This is a genomic window from Nonomuraea sp. NPDC052634 (assembly GCF_040678535.1).
Taxonomy (GTDB): Bacteria; Actinomycetota; Actinomycetes; order Streptosporangiales; family Streptosporangiaceae; genus Nonomuraea; species Nonomuraea fastidiosa.
Map to the genome: position 1 here is coordinate 2,596,457 of NZ_JBFATY010000001.1, position 18,773 is coordinate 2,615,229.

The window sequence follows — 18,773 nt, forward strand, 5'->3', positions numbered from 1 at the left end:
GTCGGCTACAAAGGTAAAGGTTGTCGGTGGAAACGGTGACACGGGTGGAGAACATGCGATCGGGGCTTATCGGACGTTGGGCGGCCGTCACGGGCGCCGTGCTGCTGACCGGTGCCTGCACCCAGGCCACTGGCCTCGCGGGAGTCGGCGTGGGCCGCTCGGCCACGCCTCCCGCCACCGTTCCCGCATCGGGCCCCGCCGGAGGGACGGCGGCCGAGCCGACGCCGACGGCGAGCCCCGCTCCGACCCCGGAGCACCAGGCGGCCGAGCGACCCAAGGGCGACGACCCGGTCAAGGTGCCGCCGCCGAAGCTGTCGAAGTACACCTACACCTTCCCCGTGAAGGGCTGTAAGGTCAGCTACCAGCGCAAACTCCTGGTGCTGCCCAAGACGACGATCTGGGCCAAGGAGGGCTGCTCGTTCGTCGCGCCCTTGGACGGCGTGGTCGACGAGGTCAACCTCACCGACAACTGGTCGCCCGCCACGGACGCGGGGGCGGCGCGCGAGGGCAAGTTCGTCACGATCATCGGGGCCGACGGCGTGCGCTACCTCGGCGGCCACCTCTCCTCCGTCGCCGACGGGATCAAGCCCGGCACGAAGGTCAAGGGCGGCCAGGTGCTGGGGAAGGTGGGCAGGTCGGGCAACGCCCGCGACACCGGGGCCAACCTCTACTTCGCGATCTCGTGGAAGACCGGCCCGGCCTACTGGTGGGTGCGCAGGGGCATGGTCAAGCCGTGGGACTACCTCGACGCCTGGCGTAAGGGCAACCGCACGCTCTCGCCCCGCGAGGAGACGCTGAAGCTGCGCAAGAAGCTGGGCGAGACCCCGCCCTGCACCGTGCAGTGCGTCGGCAAGGTGGTGGCGCCGGTGCAGACGACGACGTCCAGCACCCCGAAGCCGACGAGCAAGCCCAAGAAGCGCAAGCCGCGCGAGGAGGAGATCGTCACGCTCAACCCGACGACCGCTTCTTGAGGCGGATGGCCGTCTGAGCCTCGCGCGGTCAGCGTGAAAGGCGGCGGCGCAAGGCGACGGCCTGAGCGGTCAGCGCGAGAGGCGGCGGTGCCAGGCGACGGCCGAGGTGTCGGTGAGCGAGGCGATCTGGTCGATCACCACGCGTATGCGGGCCGGGTCGTCGGGCGCCTCGATGAACGCGGGCCTGAAGGCGGGCTCCAGCGTCTCCGGCGCGCCGAGCGTGATCAGTGAGGCCAGCTCGGTGATGAGGTCGCGCTGCCTGGCCTGGTTGGCGTGGTGGAACTCGGTGGCCATCACGTAGTGCGCGGTGACGCCCTTGAGCAGCGCGCACTCCAGCCGGGTGGCGCGCGGCACGACGAGGTCGGCGCGGTGCCGCGCCCCGTGCACCTCCTTGGTGGCAGCCTGCGCAGAGCGGCAGAAGCGGCCGATGAGACCGCTGGTCAGCGCCTTCAGCCCGGCCAGGTCGGCGAGCGTGGCCGCGAAGTGGCGGGGCCACAGCGGGTCGTCGATCAGCTTGGCGAAGACCTCCTCCAGCTCGTTGAGGTCGGCTCCGGGGGCGTACCAGGTGCGGGTGGTCTCGCAGACGTCGGCGCGCTCCCGGCGCGACCGCAGCGCCTCGGGGGTGACGTGCCCCGAGTGCAGGGCGTCCTCCAGGTCGTGTACGGAGTAGGCGACGTCATCGGCCCAGTCCATGATCTGCGCCTCGAAGCTCACCCGGCCATCGGGCGCGCCCTGCCTGATCCACTCGAACACCGGCAGGTCGTCGTGGTAGACGCCGAACTTGGGCGACTTGTCGCACGTCCAGGGGTACTTGATGGAGGCGTCGAGCGCGGCGCGGGTGAGGTTGAGCCCGGCGCTGCGGCCGTCCTCGGTGAGCACCTTGGCCTCCAGCCTGGTGAGCAGGCGCAGGCTCTGCGCGTTGCCCTCGAAGCCGCCGCATGAGGCGGCGAGCGCGTTGAGCGCGACCTCTCCGTTGTGCCCGAACGGCGGGTGCCCGAGGTCGTGCGCCAGGCAGGCGGTCTCCACCAGGTCGGGATCGACGCCGAGCGTGGCGCCCATCTCGCGGCCCACCTGGGCGCATTCGAGCGAGTGCGTGAGGCGGGTGCGCGGGATGTGCTGGCCGCCGCCGAGCGTCTCGACGGGGCCGACGACCTGCGTCTTGGCGGCCAGCCTGCGTAGCGCGGCGCTGTGCAGCACGCGAGCTCTGTCCCGTTCGAAGGCGGAACGCTGAGGATTGCCGGGTGGCTCGGGAACCCAACGCTCCTGGTCGTGCTCGTCGTAGTACGCCATATGTGCGGTGATTTTCTCCAGTTTCGTCTCTCCGCTAGTGTCAAGCCTCGCGAGAACCCCTTCCCCGGGAGCCCTCCCCCATGACGACAGCATTCCGAGCGGTGTTGGCCTTCACCCTGCTCGCCGGCTTCTACGTGCTGGTCGGCCTCATTCTGGCAGCCGCCGTCTTCTTCGACGTGCTGCTTTTCGTGGACTTCCACACCAATCTGGTCAAGTTCGCGGTCGTGCTGACGCTGGCGGCGGGCGCTCTCGTACGCGCGCTGGTGATGGTCAGCCGCCGCCGCGGGGGCGAGCAGCCGGGCGTGGCGGTGGGCCGCGAGCACGAGCCGGTGCTGTGGCAGACGGTCGAGGAGCTGGCCCAGCGCGTCCGTACGGCGCCGCCGGACGAGATCCGGCTGGTCCCCGAGGTGAACGCGGCGGTGTCGGAGGACACCAAGTTCCTCGGCATGAAGGCGACCAAGCGGCGGATGTTCATCGGCCTGCCGCTGTTGCAGACGCTCACCGTGGACGAGCTGCGCGCGGTGCTCGGGCACGAGCTGGGCCACTACAGCGGCGCGCACACCCGGCTGGGCGCGCCGGTCTACCGCGGCAGGGTCTCGCTGATCGCGACCGTCCAGGGCCTGCAGAACCACCCGTTCGTGCAGCGCCTGTTCACCTGGTACGCCAAGCTCTACCTGCGCATCTCCCAGGCCGTCTCGCGCAAGCAGGAGCTGGAGGCCGACCGGTTCGCGGTGGCGATCGGCGGCCGGCAGGCCATGGCGGGCGCGCTGCGCAAGATCCACGCGACGGCGGCGGGCTGGGCGCTGTACGCCGAGAACTACCTCGTCCTGACCGGGGCGGGCGGCGCCAGGCCGGCGTCCGTGTTCGGCGGGTTCCACGCGCTGATGAGCGACCCCGAGCGGCAGGCGCAGATCGCCAAGCTTGCCGAGCAGCCCGAGGAGGTCTCGCCGTACGACTCCCACCCGAGCCTGGCCGAGCGCCTCGCGGCCATCGAGCACCTGCCCGAACCGCAGCAGGTGCCGGACCCGCGCTCGGCGCTGACGCTGCTCGTCGATCCCAACGTGGCGGTGCAGGCCGTCGAGCAGTCGATGTGGAGCCCTGAGGCGCTGATGACGCTGCGCCCGGTGCCGTGGGAGGAGCTGGTCGCGCACGGCATGTACGCGGCGCGCAACGCCGAGGCCCTGCACGACCTGGCGATCGCGGGCCAGCAGGTGATGGGGGCCTCGCGGCCGTACCTGGACGCGGCGTTCGAGGCGATCGCCCGCGGGCGGCAGGCCGAGCTCGAGGCCAAGCTGCTCGAGCAGGGCTGGAACCCGTCGCCGACGCTGCTCGCCGGGGTGCTCGGCCAGGCGCTCGAGGCGGTGCTGATCCAGCTCGGCCAGGCCAAGTGGACGCTGTCGTGGTCGGGGCCCGCGCGACTGCTTTACGACGACGGCGAGGAGGTGGCGCTGTCGGAGTACGCCGCCCAGGTCGCGGCCAACCCGGCGGCGGTGCCCGGGCTGCGGCAGTGGCTCGGCGACCACGGCATGCGCCACGACTACGTGCCGATCGAGGAGCCCCGCCCGGCCGCCCTGCACTGACCCCGCCGCCGCACGCCACCGGCCTGGCAGCGCCCCATAGCGGCACCGGCGCCTGCCCCGGCAGCGCCTCGGTAGCGGCCCTCACATCACCCCGGCAGCGCCCCGGTAGCGGCCCCGGCACCGCCCCTGCACCCGCTGCGACACCGGACCTCGACGGAGATCGCCCCGAAAAATCGCCGATCCCTTGCCAGGTTGCGATCCGTGGCCTTACGGTCACCGTTAGCATACGGACGGCCTGGAGGAGGCCATGTGAGCAGGCAGGACGGCGGGGCCCGGGCGATGCTTCCGCACATCGCCTGGCGCCTGGAGGAGATGCTCGCGGCCATCGCCGAGCGCCGGCCGCGCGCGACGGGCGCGATCGAGCAGGCGCTGCGCAAGGTGCCGCGCCACTGGTTCGTTCCCTCACGCGGGCTGGTGCTCGAAGACGACGGCGCGCGGCCGATCGACCGCGACGACGATCCGACCGCCTGGTGGGACGCCGTCTACTCCGGACGGCCGATCGCCACGCCGAGCCCCAAGGGCTCGAGCTCCTACCGCTGCGTGATGCTCGCCCCGAGCTGTGTCGTCGACCTGCTCGAACTGCTCGATCCGCAGCCCGGTCAGCGGATCCTCGAGGTGGGCACGGGCAGCGGCTGGATCACCGCGCTGCTGTGCCGGCTGACGGGCGAGTCGGGCAGCGTGACGTCGGTCGAGGGCGACGCGGCGGTGGCCGAGGACGCGTGGCGGAACCTGGTGGCCGCCGGAGTGCGCCCCCACCTGATCGTCGGCGACCCGGCGCGCGGGTGCCCGGAGCGGGCGCCCTACGATCGGGTGCTCGCGCCGTCCGTCATGCCCGACACGTGGGTGTCGCAGGCGCGGCCTGGCGCGGTGATCGTCGGCGGGAACGACCGGGCGGCGATGCGGCTCGTGGTCCCTTCGGACGACGCCTGACCTCAGCGGGGAGTCGACCGGACCGTCACACTGCCCGCCTCCCCGCCGCCTGCCCGCCGGCGAGTACGCGCTGCTGCCCGGCCTGCCCGATCCTGAGCTGACCTCGCACGCCGCGCGCCGCCCTTCTTCTCCGGGGGCGGCGCGCCCGCCTGATGGCCGCGTCCGTACGGTTCTGGCCGGATTTATCCGGTTGACCGCGCGTACGGCCGGTCATGACGATGGCCAGGTGCAGATCGAATACAAGCGGCTGGCACCAGAGGACAACGAGAAGCTGGTCGATTTCCTGATGTCCAGCCCGTGGCCGTTCCACGCCAGCGTCCCAGAGCCCGACGCGATCAGGCAGCGGGTGGCGTCCGGTGTCTACGACGACGCCGACAACCGTACGTTCTGGCTGATCGCCGACGGCGAACGAGCGGGGCTGATCAGGCTGACCGACCTCACCGACCCCACGCCCATGTTCGACCTGCGGATCAGCTCCAAGTGGCGGGGACGCGGGCTCGGCAAGGCGGCGGTGCGCTGGCTGACGGAGTACCTGTTCAACGAGTTCCCGGAGATCCGGCGGGTGGAGGGGCAGACCCGCGGCGACAACGCGGCGATGCGGGCCGTCTTCCGCGCGTGCGGCTACATCAAGGAGGCCCACTACCGCGAGGCGTGGCCGTCTCCCGACGGGTCGGTGCACGCCTGCATCGCGTACGCGATCCTGCGCCACGACTGGGCCACCGGCACGACGACGCCCCTCGTCTGGGACGACGAGCCTGTACGAACGTGACCCCCTGCGGCCCGCTCAGTCCACGTCGACGTCGTCGAGCAGCCTGAGCAGCCGCGAGAGCACGCGCAGGCAGGCATCGACCTCGGCCTCGGTCAGGTCGGCGCCCACCTGCCGCAGCACCGCGCGTTCGCGCGCGATCACCGCGTCGATGGCGGCCCGCCCCTTGCCGGTCAGCCGGATCAGCGACGAGCGCTTGTGCGCCGGGTTGGGCACCGTCTCGACCAGCCCACGCGCCATCGCGTCGTTGGTCATGCGCTGTACGAACTGGCGGCTCAGCGCCTGCGCCCGCCCCATCTGCGGGACGGTCATGGGGCCGAGGTCACGCAGCATGTTGAGCACCGCCCGCACTCCGACCGACAGGCCCTCGATGGGCGCATCCTGCTCCACCTTGCGCTGGGCGCGCCGGTGGAGGGGGCCCACCAGGTCGAAGACCTCGGTGAGCCGGTCGGTCACCGGCTGCCGTGCCGCCTCACTCACCCTCCCATCATGACACCTCAGTTGTCATCCCGAACGCCTTCACCCGGCGATATGACACCTTAGTTGTCATTCTCACGCGAACATGACACCTTGGTTGTCATGATGGGTCTGTTCTGGATCGAGCGTGGCACCGGCATGCCCGTCGTCCTGCTGCACGGCGGCTTCCTCGACCACACGATGTGGGACGACCAGATCCCGGTGCTCTCCGAGCGCCACCGGGTCATCGCGTACGACGCGCGCGGCCACGGCCGCTCACCCAACGCCGACGGGCCGTACCGGCTGACCGACGACCTCGCCGCCCTGCTGCGCCACCTCGGCACGGGGCCGGCCGTGCTGGTGGGAGTCTCCATGGGGGCGGGACTCGCGGTGGACACGGCCCTCGAGCACCCCGACCTGGTGCGGGCCCTGGTGGTGACGGGGGCGGGGACGAGCGAGCCGTGCTTCGAGGACCCGTGGACCCTGCGGGCGCTGGCCGCCTGGCACGGCGCGATGGCCGCGGGCGACCTTGAGGGCTCGGTCGAAGGGCACCTGACGCTCGGCATCGGCCCTGGCCGCGACCCCGCCGGCCTCGACCCCGAGGTGGTGCGGCGGCTGCGCGCGATGGCGCGCGGCACGATGAGCAAGCATGCCGTGGGCGAGCCGGACCACGTCGTGCCCGTGACCGACACCTGGCGGCGGATCGGCTCGATCCGCGTGCCCGTGCTGGCCGTGCACGGCGCGCTGGACTCCCCCGGCCACATCGCGATGGCCGAACGGCTCGCCACCACGGCCGCCGGCGGGCGCTCGGTGACGATCGAGAACGCCGGCCACTACCCGAATATGGAACGGCCGGACGAGTACAACAGAGTCCTCGAGGACTTCCTCGCCTCGCTGTGACACCTCCCCACTCGGCACAGCAGAACGTGACAGCCGGGCTGGCTCTTGAAGGGGGATGGGCGGGACCGGCGTCGGCGCCCGCCGGGGATTCGGGCGCCGACGCCAGTGGTCTCAGCGGTTCAGCGGGTGTCGGAGTCGCTTTCGGACAGCGCCGCGCGCCCCGCCTCCAGCCGCGCCACCGGGATGCGGAACGGCGAGCAGGAGACGTAGTCGAGGCCCACATCGTGGCAGAAGTGCACCGAGTCGGGGTCGCCGCCGTGCTCGCCGCAGATGCCGAGGTGCAGATCCGGCCGGGCGGCCCGGCCCTCGGCCACGGCGATCTCGATGAGCCGCCCGACGCCGTCCCTGTCGATGCTCTCGAACGGCGACACCCCGAAGATGCCGAGGTCGAGATAGCGGTGGAAGAACGACGACTCGACGTCGTCGCGGGAGAAGCCCCACGTCATCTGGGTCAGGTCGTTGGTGCCGAAGGAGAAGAACTCGGCGGACTCGGCGATCTGGCCCGCGGTGAGCGCTGCCCTCGGCACCTCGATCATGGTGCCGATGAGCGCGTCCACGCCGGTCTCCGCGAGGATCTTGACGGCCTCCTCCCGTACGGACTCCAGCTCCTGGACGGTCGCCACCAGCGGGATCATGATCTCGGGACGCGCGCCAGGCACCTCCTTGGCGGCCTGGGCGATGGCCCTGACCTGCATCGCGAACAGGCCGGGGATGACCAGGCCGAGGCGCACGCCGCGCAGGCCCAGCATCGGGTTCTGCTCGTGCAGGCGCTTGACGGCGCTGAGCAGGCGGCGATCCTTCTCGGTGGCCTCCTGGGTGGCGGCCTTGACCGACAGCTCCACCAGGTCGGGCAGGAACTCGTGCAGCGGCGGATCGATGAGCCTGATGGTCACGGGGGCGCCGTCCATGGCGCGGAAGATGCCGATGAAGTCGGCCTTCTGCAGCGGCTCCAGCGCGTCGAGCGCGGCCTGGCGCTCCTCGTCGGTGGTGGCGAGCACCAGGTCCTCCACGAGCTGCCGCCGCTCACCGAGGAACATGTGCTCGGTACGGCAGAGCCCGATGCCCTGAGCGCCGAAGCGGCGGGCGCGGGCGGCGTCCTCGGGGGTGTCGGCGTTGGCGCGCACCCGGAGCCTGCGGGCGCCGTCGGCGTGCCGCATGATGCGGTCCACGGCCTTCACCAGGTCGTCCGCCGGTTCGGCGTCGCCCTCGAAGTACTCGACCACGGCCGACGGCACGACCGGGACCTCGCCGAGGAACACCTCGCCGGTGGTGCCGTCGATGGAGATGACGTCGCCTTCGGCGACCACCACGCCGCCGGGGGCGGTGAAGCGCCGCTCGGCGGTCTGCACCTCCAGCTCCTCGGCCCCGCACACGCACGTCTTGCCCATGCCGCGGGCCACCACGGCGGCGTGCGAGGTCTTGCCGCCGCGGCTGGTCAGGACGCCCTTCGCGGCGATCATGCCGGACAGGTCGTCGGGGTTGGTCTCGCGGCGTACCAGGATGACGTCCTCACCCTGCCCGGCCAGCTCGACGGCGCGCTCCGACGAGAAGACCGCCTTGCCGACCGCGGCGCCGGGAGAGGCGTTCATGCCCTTGGCGATCCGCTGCCTCTCCGCGCCGCTGTCGAAGCGGGGGAACATGAGCTGCGCGAGCTGGTCGCCGGTGACGCGGGTGACGGCCTCGTCCATCGTGATCAGGCCCTGGTCGACGAGCTGCGTGGCGATGCAGAACGCCGCCGCGGCCGTGCGCTTGCCCACCCGCGTCTGCAGCATCCACAGCTTGCCGCGCTCGATGGTGAACTCGATGTCGCACAGGTCCCGGTAGTGGTTCTCCAGCGTCTCCATGATGCCGAGGAGCTCGCGGTAGGAGTTCGGGTCGATGCGTTCGAGTTCCTGCAGGGGCATGGTGTTGCGGATGCCGGCCACCACGTCCTCGCCCTGGGCGTTCTGCAGGTAGTCGCCGTACACGCCCTGCCGGCCCGAGCCGGGGTCGCGGGTGAAGGCGACGCCGGTGCCGGAGTCGTCGCCGTAGTTGCCGAAGACCATCGCCATGATGTTGACGGCGGTGCCGAGGTCGGCGGGGATGCGCTCCTGGCGGCGGTAGAGAATGGCGCGCGGCGCGTTCCAGGAGTCGAAGACCGCCATGACGGCCAGCCGCATCTGCTCGCGCGGGTCGGACGGGAAGTCCTTTCCGGTCTGCTCGCGCACAATGCCCTTGTACGTCTCCACGAGCCGCTGCAGCTCGCCGGCGTCCAGGTCGGTGTCCTGGCGGCGGCCCTTCAGCCTGTCGAGCGCGTTCTCGAACAGGTCGCCGTCGATGCCGAGCACGGTCTTGCCGAACATCTGGATGAGCCTGCGGTAGGAATCCCAGGCGAAACGGTCGTTGCCGCCCGACTGCTTGGCGAGGCCGTGCACCGACTCGTCGTTGAGCCCGATGTTGAGTACGGTCTCCATCATCCCGGGCATGGAGAACTTCGCCCCTGAACGTACGCTCACCAGCAGCGGGTCGTCGGCCTGTCCGAGCTTCCTGCCCATCCGGGACTCCAGCGCCGCGAGATGCTCGGCGACCTCCTCTTCCAGGCCGTCGGGCAGGGAGCCTTCCGCCAGGTAGTGGCGGCACGCGTCGGTGGTGATCGTGAATCCGGGGGGAACGGGCAGCCCGAGGTTCGTCATTTCGGCGAGGTTGGCGCCCTTACCGCCGAGAAGATCTTTGAGATTCCTGTTGCCCTCGGTGAAATCGTAAACGTACTTGGCCACCACAGCTCCAATCGAACGCCTCTGAACCGGACTCTACCGGTGAAATTGATGATGAAACTGCACCCCTCCGTTAAGTCGTCGTTTGTGCTGGTAAACACGGTATGACAGGTCTAATCCAATTTGAAGGGTCATAGCCGAAGAATTGGATTAGACCAATTGGTTTACACCAATTCTTGAGAAAGGCGAGTGGCGGATGAGAAACAGGTCACACTGCTACTGGAAGGCGCTCGTCACCACCCGGCACAAAGGCTCGTCGGCCTGCTAAGCCATGTCGGGAACGCGGCGGTCACCCCGGGCCTGGGCGCGTCCGTACACACGAAAGGGCCGGCGCGTGACCCTCAGGTCGGGTCCCGCGCCGGCCCTGTCCCGTCTCAGGCCACAGAGCGCGCCAGCGGGTTCGTCTCAGGGGGCGCGTCTCCGGCGCCCTCGCTGGGCGGGAGCCAGAGCACGAACGTGGCGCCCTGGCCGAGCCGGGAGAAGACCGCCACGCGGCCCCCGTGCGACTCCACGATCTGCCGTACGATCGCCAGCCCCAGCCCGGTGTGCCGGTCGCGGCGGCTGGACTCGCCGCGCCAGAACCGGTCGAACACCCGCTGCTGATCCGCCTCCCGCAGCCCGGGGCCGTCGTCGCGGACCGCCGCCCACAACCAGCCGCCCATGCGGCCCGCGCCCACCCTGACCGTGCCGCCGGACGGGGAGAAACGAACGGCGTTCGACAGCAGATTCGCCACCGCACGCCGCAGCGCGTCGGCGTCGCCGATCATGCCGAGGCCGCTGCCGAGCTCGCGGACGATCGTCACGTCGCGGGCGGCCGCGGGAGCGGTGTACTCCTCGCACGCCTCCCCCGCCACCGTCGCCAGGTCGAGATCCGTGTCCGCGAACGCCGTGCCCTGCCGCCTGGCCGTGGCCAGCAGGTCCTCCACCAGCGTCGTCATCCGGGTGGTCGCGCGGTCCACGATGGCCACCGCCCGTGCCCGCTCCTCCTCGCTGGCGTCGGGAGAGGCGAGCACGGCGTCCACGTTCGCCCTGATGATGGTCAGCGGGTTGCGCAGCTCGTGCGAGGCGTCGTCGATGAGCTGCCGCTGCGCGCTGAACGCCTCCTCCAGCCGGTCGAGCATCGTGTCGATGGTGTCGGCCAGGTCCTTCAGCTCGTCGCGCGGGCCGCGCAACCTGATGCGCCGCGTCAAATCGGTGGCCTGGATCTCCTCCGCCGTACGGGTGATCGACCGCACCGGCCGCAGCACCCGGCCGGACAGCACCCAGCCGATGCCGAGGCTGGCGACGTACAGGCCGGCCAGGGTGAGCAGCGAGTACTCGCGCAGCGTCGCCAGCGTCGCGACGTTGACCGCGTTCTCGACCTCCTCCACGAACACCACTTCACGCCTGCCCAGGTACTGGTTGCCGCTGTAGGCCTTGGCGTACTGCGTCGTGATCGGCCGCTCCTGCGTCGTCTTCGACACGGCGAAATAGATGCCGCCGAGCACCAGCGCGGCCAGCACGAACAGCAGGCCCGAGTAGAGCACCGTCAGGCGGAAGCGGATGGTGTGGATCACGACACGGGCTCCTTGAGCCGGTAACCCCGGCTGATCACGGTCTCGATCAGGCCGTCCTCCTGGAGCTTGCGCCGCAGGTTGCCGACCGTGACCCGGACGGTGTTGGTGAACGGGTCGGCGTGCTCGTCCCAGACGTGTTCGAGCAGCTCCTCCGTGGAGACGACGTGTCCCGGCCTGGTCATCAGGTAGTGCAGCACGCCGTACTCCTTGGGCGTGAGCGCCAATGCCCGGCCGTTCAGCGTCACCTCGAGCCGGGCGGTGTCGATCCGCAGGCCGCCCACCTGGAGCACCGACGTGCCGCCCGTGATGTCCCTGCGCAGCAGCGCCCGCACCCTGGCCAGCAGCTCGGGGAACGCGAACGGCTTGACCAGGTAGTCGTCGGCGCCCTCGTCGAGACCTCTGACCCGGTCGTCCAGCCGGTCGCGGGCGGTCACCATGATGATCCGCACGCCCTTGCCCGCGGCGCGCAGCGACCGGCACAGCTCGAAACCGTCGCCGCCCGGCAGGTTCAAGTCGAGCAGCACCAGGTCGTAGGTGTTGACCTGCAGCCTCTCATGCGCGGCCGGGGCATCGTAGGCGACGTCCACCGCGTACCCGGCCCGGACCAGGCCGACGCGCATCGCGTCGACCAGGTCCTCTTCGTCCTCCACCACCAGCAGTCGCATACTTTGAACCCTAATTTCGGATGATGCGTTCAGCGATCGGCGCCGCCCTGTCGATCGGGATGGCGAACCCGATGCCGATGTTGCCTCCGCCCCTGCCCGCAGCGATCGCCGTGTTCACGCCGACGACCTCGCCTCGGGCGTTCACCAGCGGGCCGCCCGAGTTGCCGGGGTTGATGGAGGCGTCGGTCTGCACCGCCGTACGGCGGGCGCTGCCGAGGCGTACCTCCCGGTCGAGGGCGCTCACGATGCCGGCCGTCACCGTGCCCGACAGGCCCAGCGGCGAGCCGATCGCCAGCACCTGGTCGCCCACCGACAGGTCGGACGAACGGCCCAGCGTCGCAGGCGTCAGCTCGCCCGGGTAGTCCACCTCCAGGACGGCCAGGTCCTCGTCGCCGTCCGCGCCCGCCACCCTGGCCGTCAGGCGTCTGCCATCGGAGAGCACCACCGTCACCCGGGTGTTGCCCGCGACCACGTGGGCGTTGGTGAGAATGTGGCCGCGGTCGTCCACGACGAAGCCGGAGCCGCCCGCGGTGCGCGTCTCGATCGAGACCACGCTGGGCAGCACGCGGGCCGCCGTCGCGCTCAGCCCCGTCGGGGGTGTGGACGGTGCGGGCGCCACCCTCGGCAGCGCCGCCGGGGCCGCCGGCTCCTCCACCGGTCGCGTCCCCGCCAGGACCGCTGCGGCCCCGCCTGCTGCGGCTCCGGCGAGCACGGCCACCAGTGCTGCCGCCGCCAGCCCCCGTCCCCGGCCCGGAGCCGCAGGACCGGCCTGACCGCCTGTCCCGGCCATGCCTACCCCGCCCGCACCTGGTCCGCCTGCACCTGACCCACCTGCACCTGGCCCGGCCGCACCCGGTCCGCCTGCACCTGACCCACCTGCACCTGACCCGGCCGCACCCGGTCCGCCTGCACCTGACCCCGCCGCGCCTACCCCGGCCCCTGCTCCGGCCGCCCCTGCTCCGGCCGCCGAGGGGGCCGCCCACGAAGGCGCGGTTCCCGTCGCGTACGGCCCCGTGGGGTACTGGCCCGCAGGCGAGGCCCCCGCCGACGTCCCGCCTGCACCGGCCGACCCCAGAGGCGACGCACCCGCGTAGGGGGAGCCCGTGGCGGAGCGCCGCGACCGGGGCGGCAACGAGCTGGGCAGGTGCCCGGCGACCCACCCCGCCTGCACACCGGCACCACCGCCCGGCCCGCCGCCCGCGCCCGGCGGCCCTGCCGCGCCCGGTGCCCCTGAGCGCGGTGTCCCTCGCAAACCGGGTGCCTCTTTCGCCCCCAGCGTGCCTGCCACGCCTGTCCCGGGTGCGGGGCCCGAGCCCGAGCCGGGTCCCGCACCCGGCCCGGCTCCCAGCCCCACGGCGCGCAGCAGCCGGGACAGGACTCCCGTCCCAGCCCCAGACCCCGACGCGCCCGGCGCGCCTGTCGCGCCTGGCCCGGGTGCCGCGCCCTGGGCGGCACCGGCCCCCGACGTGGGGCCTGCCTCGGACCCGAGGCCCGCCCCGGACGTGGGGCCTGTCCCGGACGCGGGGCCTGCGCCTGTGCCGGTTCTAGCGTCTGGCTCGGCGCTCAGGCCCGTGCCGCGTCTCGGCTTCGGCAAGGCTCCTGGCCCTGACGCGGTACCCGGTCCCGGCCCGTGTTCCGCGCCAGCGGAACCCGCGGCAGCGGTGCCGGTGGTCCCTACGGCGAAGGCGCCTGCAGGCCCTGCAGCCGTGACGCCTACGGGCCCTGTGCCAAGGGTGCCGGCGGCGGAGGAGCCGACGGACCCTGCGGCGGAGAAACCCGAGGCGGAGGCACTGGAGGCCGAAGCGCCGGCGGCGGAGGAGCCGGCGCGTTCTGCGGCCGAGAGACCGGAAGCGGAGGAGCCGACGGGCCCAGCGGCGGCAGTGCCGGAAGCGGAGGTCCCGGGTGCGGGGGTGCAGCGGGGGAAGAGGCGGCGGGGCGCTTTCCCCTCGGGGCAGGACTCGTCGGCGGGTGATGCTGAAGGGGCGGCGGGCGGTACGGACGGACCCGGACGGACGGCGGGCGGAGTGCGGAAGTCGGGACCTGACGGCGAGCCGATGCCTTTCATGGCAGCCTCGAGAACCACAGCATCGACGTCACCGCCGCCACCAGCCCGCAGATCAGCCCCGCCGCCACGAACCACTGCCAAACCTCCTGACGCTCGGTGCGGTAGCCGACCGAGGTGCCGATGTCCTCGTAGACGGCCTGCAGCTCGTCCCCGCTCGCGGCCTCGTAGAAGCCGCCGCCCGCGGTCTCGGCGAGGCTCTGCAGCGCCGGCCCGTCCACCGGGACCGGTACGTCGCGCCCGGACAGGCTGATGACGCCGTCCGGGGTGCCGTACGCGATGGTGGTGACCGGGACGCCGCGCGCGGACGCCTCGGCCGCGGCCTCGCCCACGGTGCGGCCGGTGGTGTTGGAGCCGTCCGACAGCAGCACGATGTGCGCGGGCGGCGCCTCCTCCTCGCTGTCGAGCGCGGCGATCGCCTCCAGCGAGGTGAAGACGGCCTCGCCGATGGCGGTGCCCGAGTCGGTGCCGAGGCGTTCGAGCGCGGTCAGTACGGCCTGCCGGTCGGTGGTGGGCGGCACCGCGACGGAGGCCGAGCCGGAGAACGACACCAGCCCGAGATTGAAGCGTTCGGGCAGCCCTTGGACGAACTGGTCGGCCGCCCGCTTGGCCGCCTCGAACCGGTTGGGCGAGACGTCGGTGGCCCCCATGGACGCGGACACGTCGAAGGCCACCATGATGGTCGCCCGCTCCCGAGGCACCAGCACCTCGGCGGTCGGCCGGGCGAAGCCGACCACGAGCAGCGCGAACATGAGCAGCAGCGCCGCCGCGGGCACGTGCCTGCGCCAGCCGGGCCGGCGCGGCGCGACCTTGTCGAGCAGGTCGTAGTTGGCGAAGCGGACGGCGTACGCGGTCCTGCTGCGCAGCGCGACGATGACGTACGTGACCGCGAGCAGCGCCACCGGGATGAGCAGCAGCAGCCAGAGGGGCGCGATGAGGGTCACGCCGCGTCACCTCCTCCTCCGCTCATGGGAGCGTGTCCGTGCCTGGTGGGGCCGGCGGCCAGGGCGGCCAGGCGGCGCTGCCGCATGACGTGCCTGACCAGGTCGCGCACCCAGTCCCGGTCGGTACGCAGCCGCATGTGGGTCACCCCGGCCCTGCGCAGCCCGGCGGAGACGGCGTCCCGCTGGGCGAGCGCGGCCTCGGCGTACCTGCGGCGCAGCCGGGAGCTGCCGGTGGCGACCTCGCGCCGCCGTCCGGACTCCGGGTCGATCACCGTGAGGATGCCGACGTTCGGCAGCGTCAGCTCGCGCGGGTCGATCACCTCCACGGCCAGCACCTGGTGGCGGGCGGTGAGGCGGCGCAGCGGCGGCTCCCAGGTCTCGGGCGAGTCGAGGAAGTCCGACAGGACGACGACCATGCCGCGCCGCCTGGTCAGCCGCCCGAGGTGCTCGGCGGCGACGCCGAGCAGCGGCTCGGCCACGCCGGGCGGGGTGCGCGGCAGCGCGAACGCCGCCTGGAGCAGCGCCATCAGGTGCGGCCTGCCCGTCCTGGCGGGCAGCGTCCTGACCCCGCCGCCGTGCAGCACGTGGACGCCGATCCTGTTGCCGGTGCGCTGGGTGATGAAGCCGATCGCGGCCAGCGCGGACAGCGCGAGCTCGCGCTTCTCCATCGCGACGGTGCCGAAGTCCATGCTGGCGGTGGCGTCGAGCAGCGCCCATACCTCCAGCTCCCGGTCCGCGACCAGGTCACGGACGTGGGGCTCGTTCGTGCGCGCGGTGACGTTCCAGTCCATCCGCCGCACGTCGTCGCCCGGCCGGTACGCCCGCGACTCCGCGGGCTCGCTGCCCGGACCCGGCACCAGGCCCATGTGCTCGCCCTGGAGCAGCCCATCCAGCCTCCTCGTGATCGTCAGCTCGAGCCTGCGCAGCGCGGGCTCGGCCATCAGGTACGGCTTCATGCGGCGTCCGTTCTCATGTCCGGCCGCATGTCCGCCCGCATGTCCGCCCGCATGCCCGGCTGCGTGTCCGGCTGCGTGTCCGGCTGCGTGCCGGCCCGCTGCTGGGGAGTGACGACCGGCAGGGGCACCGCCGCCACCACGCGGTCCACGACCTGCCGGGGCATGACGCCGTCGGCCAGCGCGTCGAAGGAGAGCACGAGCCGGTGCGCCATGACGTCGTGCGCGAGATCGCGTACGTCCTCGGGCAGCACGTAGTCGCGCCCACGCAGCAGCGCGAGCGCCCGCCCTGCGGCCAGCAGGCCGAGCGTGGCCCTGGGGCTGGCGCCGAAGACGAGCTGCCGGCCCACCTCGGGGATGCCGTACCTGTCGGGGTCGCGGGTGGCGTACACCAGGCGGACGGCGTACTCGGCGACCGCGTGGTGCACGAAGACCTCCTCGGCCCGGCGCTGGAGTGCGATGACCTCCTCGGGGCCGAGGACGCGCTGGGGCGCGGGCGGGTCCACGCTCATGCGGTAGACGATCGCCAGCTCCTCCGATTCGCTGGGATAGTCCACGTCGATCTTGAGCAGGAAGCGGTCGCGCTGCGCCTCGGGCAGGTGGTAGACACCCTCGGACTCGATGGGGTTCTGGGTGGCGAGCACCAGGAACGGCCGGGGCACCTCGTACGTGGTGCCGCCGATGCTCACCTGCCCCTCGGCCATGATCTCCAGCAGCGCCGACTGCACCTTGGCGGGCGCCCTGTTGATCTCGTCGGCGAGCAGCAGGTTGACCATGACGGGTCCGAGCTCGACGTCGAACGTCTCGGACGACGGCCGGTAGATCCTGGTGCCGACGATGTCGGCCGGCACCAGGTCCGGCGTGAACTGGATGCGCGCGAACGTGCCGCCGGCCACCGTGGCGGTGGTCTCGGCGGCGAGCGTCTTGGCGATGCCGGGCACGCCTTCAAGCAGGCAGTGACCCTTGGCGAGAACGGCGACGAGCAGGCGCTCGACCATGTGATCCTGACCCACGATCACGCGCTTGATCTCGAACAGGGCGCGTTCGAGCAGTGCGGGGTCGGTCATGGCTGCACGCTCCCGTGCCGGCAGTCGTCCACGACGACCCGCAGCTCCAGGGCCGATGGCTCCGGTTCGGCGAACGCGGCGCCGCCCGTCATCATCAGCGCGGCCGCGGCGAGCAACGTAAGAGCGAAACGTGGTTTACGCATGAATCCCTCGTCCCTCGTATGTGCCGGTAATCGGCTTAGGACGAATGTCATCAGGCGACCGCGAAAAGCAGCGTAACCGTCGTCTTTATACAAATTTTCGGTGTACGCCCCGAGACGCCGACCTGCGCTCCGGGAGGCCGGCCGGTCTGCGCCCAGGAGGGACTCCGGGAGGCCGGTCTACGCTCCGGGATGCCGGTGTCACGCCCCAGGACGCCGCCCCCGCACAGGGACGTGAAAGGGCCGCCCGCCACAACGGCGAGCGGCCCTCGGCGGGTCAGTCGTTCAGGTGCTGGCGCAGGTAGGACTCGACGCCCTCGATGGAGATGCGTTCCTGGGCCATCGAGTCGCGCTCGCGGATCGTCACCGCGTTGTCCTGCAGGGTGTCGAAGTCGATCGTGATGCAGAACGGCGTGCCGATCTCGTCCTGGCGGCGGTAGCGGCGGCCGATCGCGCCCGCGTCGTCGAACTCGACGTTCCAGCGGCGGCGCAGCTGCGCGGCCAGGTCGCGCGCCTTGGGCGACAGGTCGGCGTTGCGCGACAGCGGCAGCACCGCGGCCTTGACCGGCGCGAGCCGGTGGTCGAGCCGCATCACCGTGCGCTTCTCCATGACGCCCTTGGCGTTGGGCGCCTCGTCCTCGCTGTAGGCGTCGAGCAGGAACGTCAGCGTGGCGCGGTCGACACCGGCCGCGGGCTCGATGACGTACGGGATGTAGCGCTCGCCGCTCTCCTGCTCGAAGAAGCTGAGGTCGACGCCGGACGCCTTGGCGTGGGCCGACAGGTCGAAGTCGGTGCGGTTGGCGATGCCCTCCAGCTCACCCCACTCCGAGCCGGCGAAGTTGAAGCGGTATTCGATGTCGACCGTGCGCTTGGAGTAGTGGGACAGCTTCTCCTTGGGGTGCTCGTAGAGCCGGAGGTTGTCCTTGCTGATGCCGAGGTCGGAGTACCAGCGGTAGCGCTCGTCGATCCAGTACTGGTGCCACTCTTCGTCGGTGCCGGGCTTGACGAAGAACTCCATCTCCATCTGCTCGAACTCGCGGGTGCGGAAGATGAAGTTGCCCGGCGTGATCTCGTTGCGGAACGACTTGCCGATCTGGCCGATGCCGAACGGGATCTTCTTGCGCGCCGACTGCTGGACGTTGAGGTAGTTGATGAAGATGCCCTGCGCGGTCTCGGGCCGCAGCCAGGCCAGGCCCGACTCGTCCTCGACCGGGCCGAGGAAGGTCTTGAGCAGGCCGCTGAACTGCCGGGGCTCGGTGAAGGTGCCCTTGTTGCCGCAGTTGGGGCAGGTGATGTCGGCCAGGCCGCCCTCAGGGGCCTTGCCGTTCTTCTCCTCGTACGCCTCGATGAGGTGGTCGGCGCGGAAGCGCTTGTGGCAGGACAGGCATTCGGTCAGCGGGTCGGTGAAGGTGTCGACGTGGCCGCTCGCGCGCCACACCTCGGGCGCCAGGATGACGGACGAGTCGAGGCCCACGACGTCTTCGCGGGACTGGACCATCGACAGCCACCACTGCCGCTTGACGTTGTTCTTCAGCTCGACGCCCAGTGGACCGTAGTCCCACGACGCGCGCAGTCCGCCGTAGATCTCGCTCGACGGGTAGACGAGCCCGCGGCGCTTGGCGAGGCTGACGATGGTGTCGATGACGTCGGTGCGTCGTGCCATTTTGGTTGATTCTCTTTCCGGCTGGAGGTCGGCGAGGGTGATTCGATGAGCTCCCAGCTTAGGGCACGGTCGGCTGC

General features: G+C 71.5%; 16 protein-coding genes. 5 read left to right on the forward strand and 11 right to left on the reverse strand.

The genetic code is table 11. The features are described from left to right. The first annotated feature begins 53 nt into the window (after positions 1–53). A complete protein-coding gene (locus AB0K67_RS11530; RefSeq protein WP_364056729.1) occupies positions 54–971 on the forward strand; it encodes a peptidoglycan DD-metalloendopeptidase family protein in 918 nt (305 codons plus the stop codon). A gap of 69 nt (positions 972–1,040) precedes the next feature. On the opposite strand, the gene AB0K67_RS11535 is transcribed toward AB0K67_RS11530, so the two are convergent. Continuing rightward, complete coding sequence (locus tag AB0K67_RS11535) at positions 1,041–2,261, reverse strand: deoxyguanosinetriphosphate triphosphohydrolase (protein WP_364056732.1); 1,221 nt, start codon at positions 2,259–2,261, stop codon at positions 1,041–1,043. A 101-nt stretch (positions 2,262–2,362) separates the two neighbouring features. Here AB0K67_RS11535 and AB0K67_RS11540 point away from each other — a divergent pair, with 101 nt between their 5' ends. The 3 genes from AB0K67_RS11540 to AB0K67_RS11550 all read left to right on the forward strand — a co-directional run bounded on the left by AB0K67_RS11540 (position 2,363) and on the right by AB0K67_RS11550 (position 5,540). Next, a complete protein-coding gene (locus tag AB0K67_RS11540; protein ID WP_364056735.1) occupies positions 2,363–3,841 on the forward strand; it encodes a M48 family metallopeptidase in 1,479 nt (492 codons plus the stop codon). A 249-nt stretch (positions 3,842–4,090) separates the two neighbouring features. Further along, positions 4,091–4,771: a hypothetical protein gene (locus AB0K67_RS11545; protein WP_364056738.1), complete on the forward strand. Its 681-nt coding sequence runs from the start codon at positions 4,091–4,093 to the stop codon at positions 4,769–4,771. Between the two features lie 226 nt (positions 4,772–4,997). Beyond that, positions 4,998–5,540 (forward strand): GNAT family protein, encoded by a 543-nt coding sequence (locus tag AB0K67_RS11550; protein ID WP_364056741.1) that lies wholly within the window; start codon positions 4,998–5,000, stop codon positions 5,538–5,540. Positions 5,541–5,555: 15 nt separating this feature from the next. Here AB0K67_RS11550 and AB0K67_RS11555 read toward each other — a convergent pair whose 3' ends face one another. After that, positions 5,556–6,017 carry a MarR family winged helix-turn-helix transcriptional regulator gene (locus tag AB0K67_RS11555; RefSeq protein WP_364056744.1) on the reverse strand — a complete coding sequence of 154 codons (462 nt, stop codon included), beginning with the start codon at positions 6,015–6,017 and terminating at the stop codon, positions 5,556–5,558. 99 nt (positions 6,018–6,116) lie between these two features. Here AB0K67_RS11555 and AB0K67_RS11560 point away from each other — a divergent pair, with 99 nt between their 5' ends. Beyond that, a complete protein-coding gene (locus AB0K67_RS11560) occupies positions 6,117–6,893 on the forward strand; it encodes an alpha/beta hydrolase (RefSeq protein WP_364056747.1) in 777 nt (258 codons plus the stop codon). Positions 6,894–7,012: 119 nt separating this feature from the next. On the opposite strand, the gene ppdK is transcribed toward AB0K67_RS11560, so the two are convergent. The 9 genes from ppdK to AB0K67_RS11605 form a co-directional block, all read right to left on the reverse strand. Beyond that, entirely contained in the window at positions 7,013–9,649 is a 2,637-nt protein-coding gene (gene ppdK / locus AB0K67_RS11565; RefSeq protein ID WP_364056750.1) for a pyruvate, phosphate dikinase, read from the reverse strand. Between the two features lie 371 nt (positions 9,650–10,020). Continuing rightward, entirely contained in the window at positions 10,021–11,202 is a 1,182-nt protein-coding gene (locus tag AB0K67_RS11570) for a HAMP domain-containing sensor histidine kinase (protein ID WP_364056753.1), read from the reverse strand. Continuing rightward, positions 11,199–11,867, reverse strand: coding sequence for a response regulator transcription factor (locus tag AB0K67_RS11575; RefSeq protein WP_364056756.1), 669 nt, complete (start codon positions 11,865–11,867; stop codon positions 11,199–11,201). Before AB0K67_RS11575 ends, AB0K67_RS11570 begins: the two co-directional genes overlap by 4 nt. Positions 11,868–11,877: 10 nt before the next feature. Next, positions 11,878–12,522 carry a trypsin-like peptidase domain-containing protein gene (locus AB0K67_RS11580; protein ID WP_364056759.1) on the reverse strand — a complete coding sequence of 215 codons (645 nt, stop codon included), beginning with the start codon at positions 12,520–12,522 and terminating at the stop codon, positions 11,878–11,880. Positions 12,523–13,928: 1,406 nt separating this feature from the next. After that, positions 13,929–14,873, reverse strand: coding sequence for a VWA domain-containing protein (locus AB0K67_RS11585; RefSeq protein ID WP_364056762.1), 945 nt, complete (start codon positions 14,871–14,873; stop codon positions 13,929–13,931). Next, the gene (locus AB0K67_RS11590) at positions 14,870–15,829 is read right to left on the reverse strand and encodes a DUF58 domain-containing protein (protein ID WP_364056765.1); all 960 of its coding nucleotides are present in this window, start codon (positions 15,827–15,829) and stop codon (positions 14,870–14,872) included. The genes AB0K67_RS11585 and AB0K67_RS11590 overlap by 4 nt, the downstream gene beginning before the upstream one ends. Continuing rightward, on the reverse strand, positions 15,826–16,893 hold the full coding sequence (locus tag AB0K67_RS11595) for a MoxR family ATPase (RefSeq protein ID WP_364056768.1): 1,068 nt from the start codon (positions 16,891–16,893) through the stop codon (positions 15,826–15,828). The genes AB0K67_RS11590 and AB0K67_RS11595 overlap by 4 nt, the downstream gene beginning before the upstream one ends. Further along, a complete protein-coding gene (locus AB0K67_RS11600) occupies positions 16,890–17,036 on the reverse strand; it encodes a hypothetical protein (protein ID WP_364056771.1) in 147 nt (48 codons plus the stop codon). The genes AB0K67_RS11595 and AB0K67_RS11600 overlap by 4 nt, the downstream gene beginning before the upstream one ends. Positions 17,037–17,310: 274 nt before the next feature. Further along, positions 17,311–18,696: a glycine--tRNA ligase gene (locus AB0K67_RS11605; RefSeq protein WP_364056774.1), complete on the reverse strand. Its 1,386-nt coding sequence runs from the start codon at positions 18,694–18,696 to the stop codon at positions 17,311–17,313. Positions 18,697–18,773: the final 77 nt, after the last annotated feature.

What these genes read in the sequence shown, in the direction of transcription:
- AB0K67_RS11530 (WP_364056729.1), top strand. Translation starts at nt 54, where the DNA reads ATGCGATCGGGGCTTATCGGACGTTGGGCGGCCGTCACGGGCGCCGTG.
- AB0K67_RS11535 (WP_364056732.1), bottom strand. Translation starts at nt 2,261, where the DNA reads ATGGCGTACTACGACGAGCACGACCAGGAGCGTTGGGTTCCCGAGCCA.
- AB0K67_RS11560 (WP_364056747.1), top strand. Translation starts at nt 6,117, where the DNA reads ATGATGGGTCTGTTCTGGATCGAGCGTGGCACCGGCATGCCCGTCGTC.
- AB0K67_RS11575 (WP_364056756.1), bottom strand. Translation starts at nt 11,867, where the DNA reads ATGCGACTGCTGGTGGTGGAGGACGAAGAGGACCTGGTCGACGCGATG.
- AB0K67_RS11590 (WP_364056765.1), bottom strand. Translation starts at nt 15,829, where the DNA reads ATGAAGCCGTACCTGATGGCCGAGCCCGCGCTGCGCAGGCTCGAGCTG.
- AB0K67_RS11595 (WP_364056768.1), bottom strand. Translation starts at nt 16,893, where the DNA reads ATGACCGACCCCGCACTGCTCGAACGCGCCCTGTTCGAGATCAAGCGC.
- AB0K67_RS11600 (WP_364056771.1), bottom strand. Translation starts at nt 17,036, where the DNA reads ATGCGTAAACCACGTTTCGCTCTTACGTTGCTCGCCGCGGCCGCGCTG.
- AB0K67_RS11605 (WP_364056774.1), bottom strand. Translation starts at nt 18,696, where the DNA reads ATGGCACGACGCACCGACGTCATCGACACCATCGTCAGCCTCGCCAAG.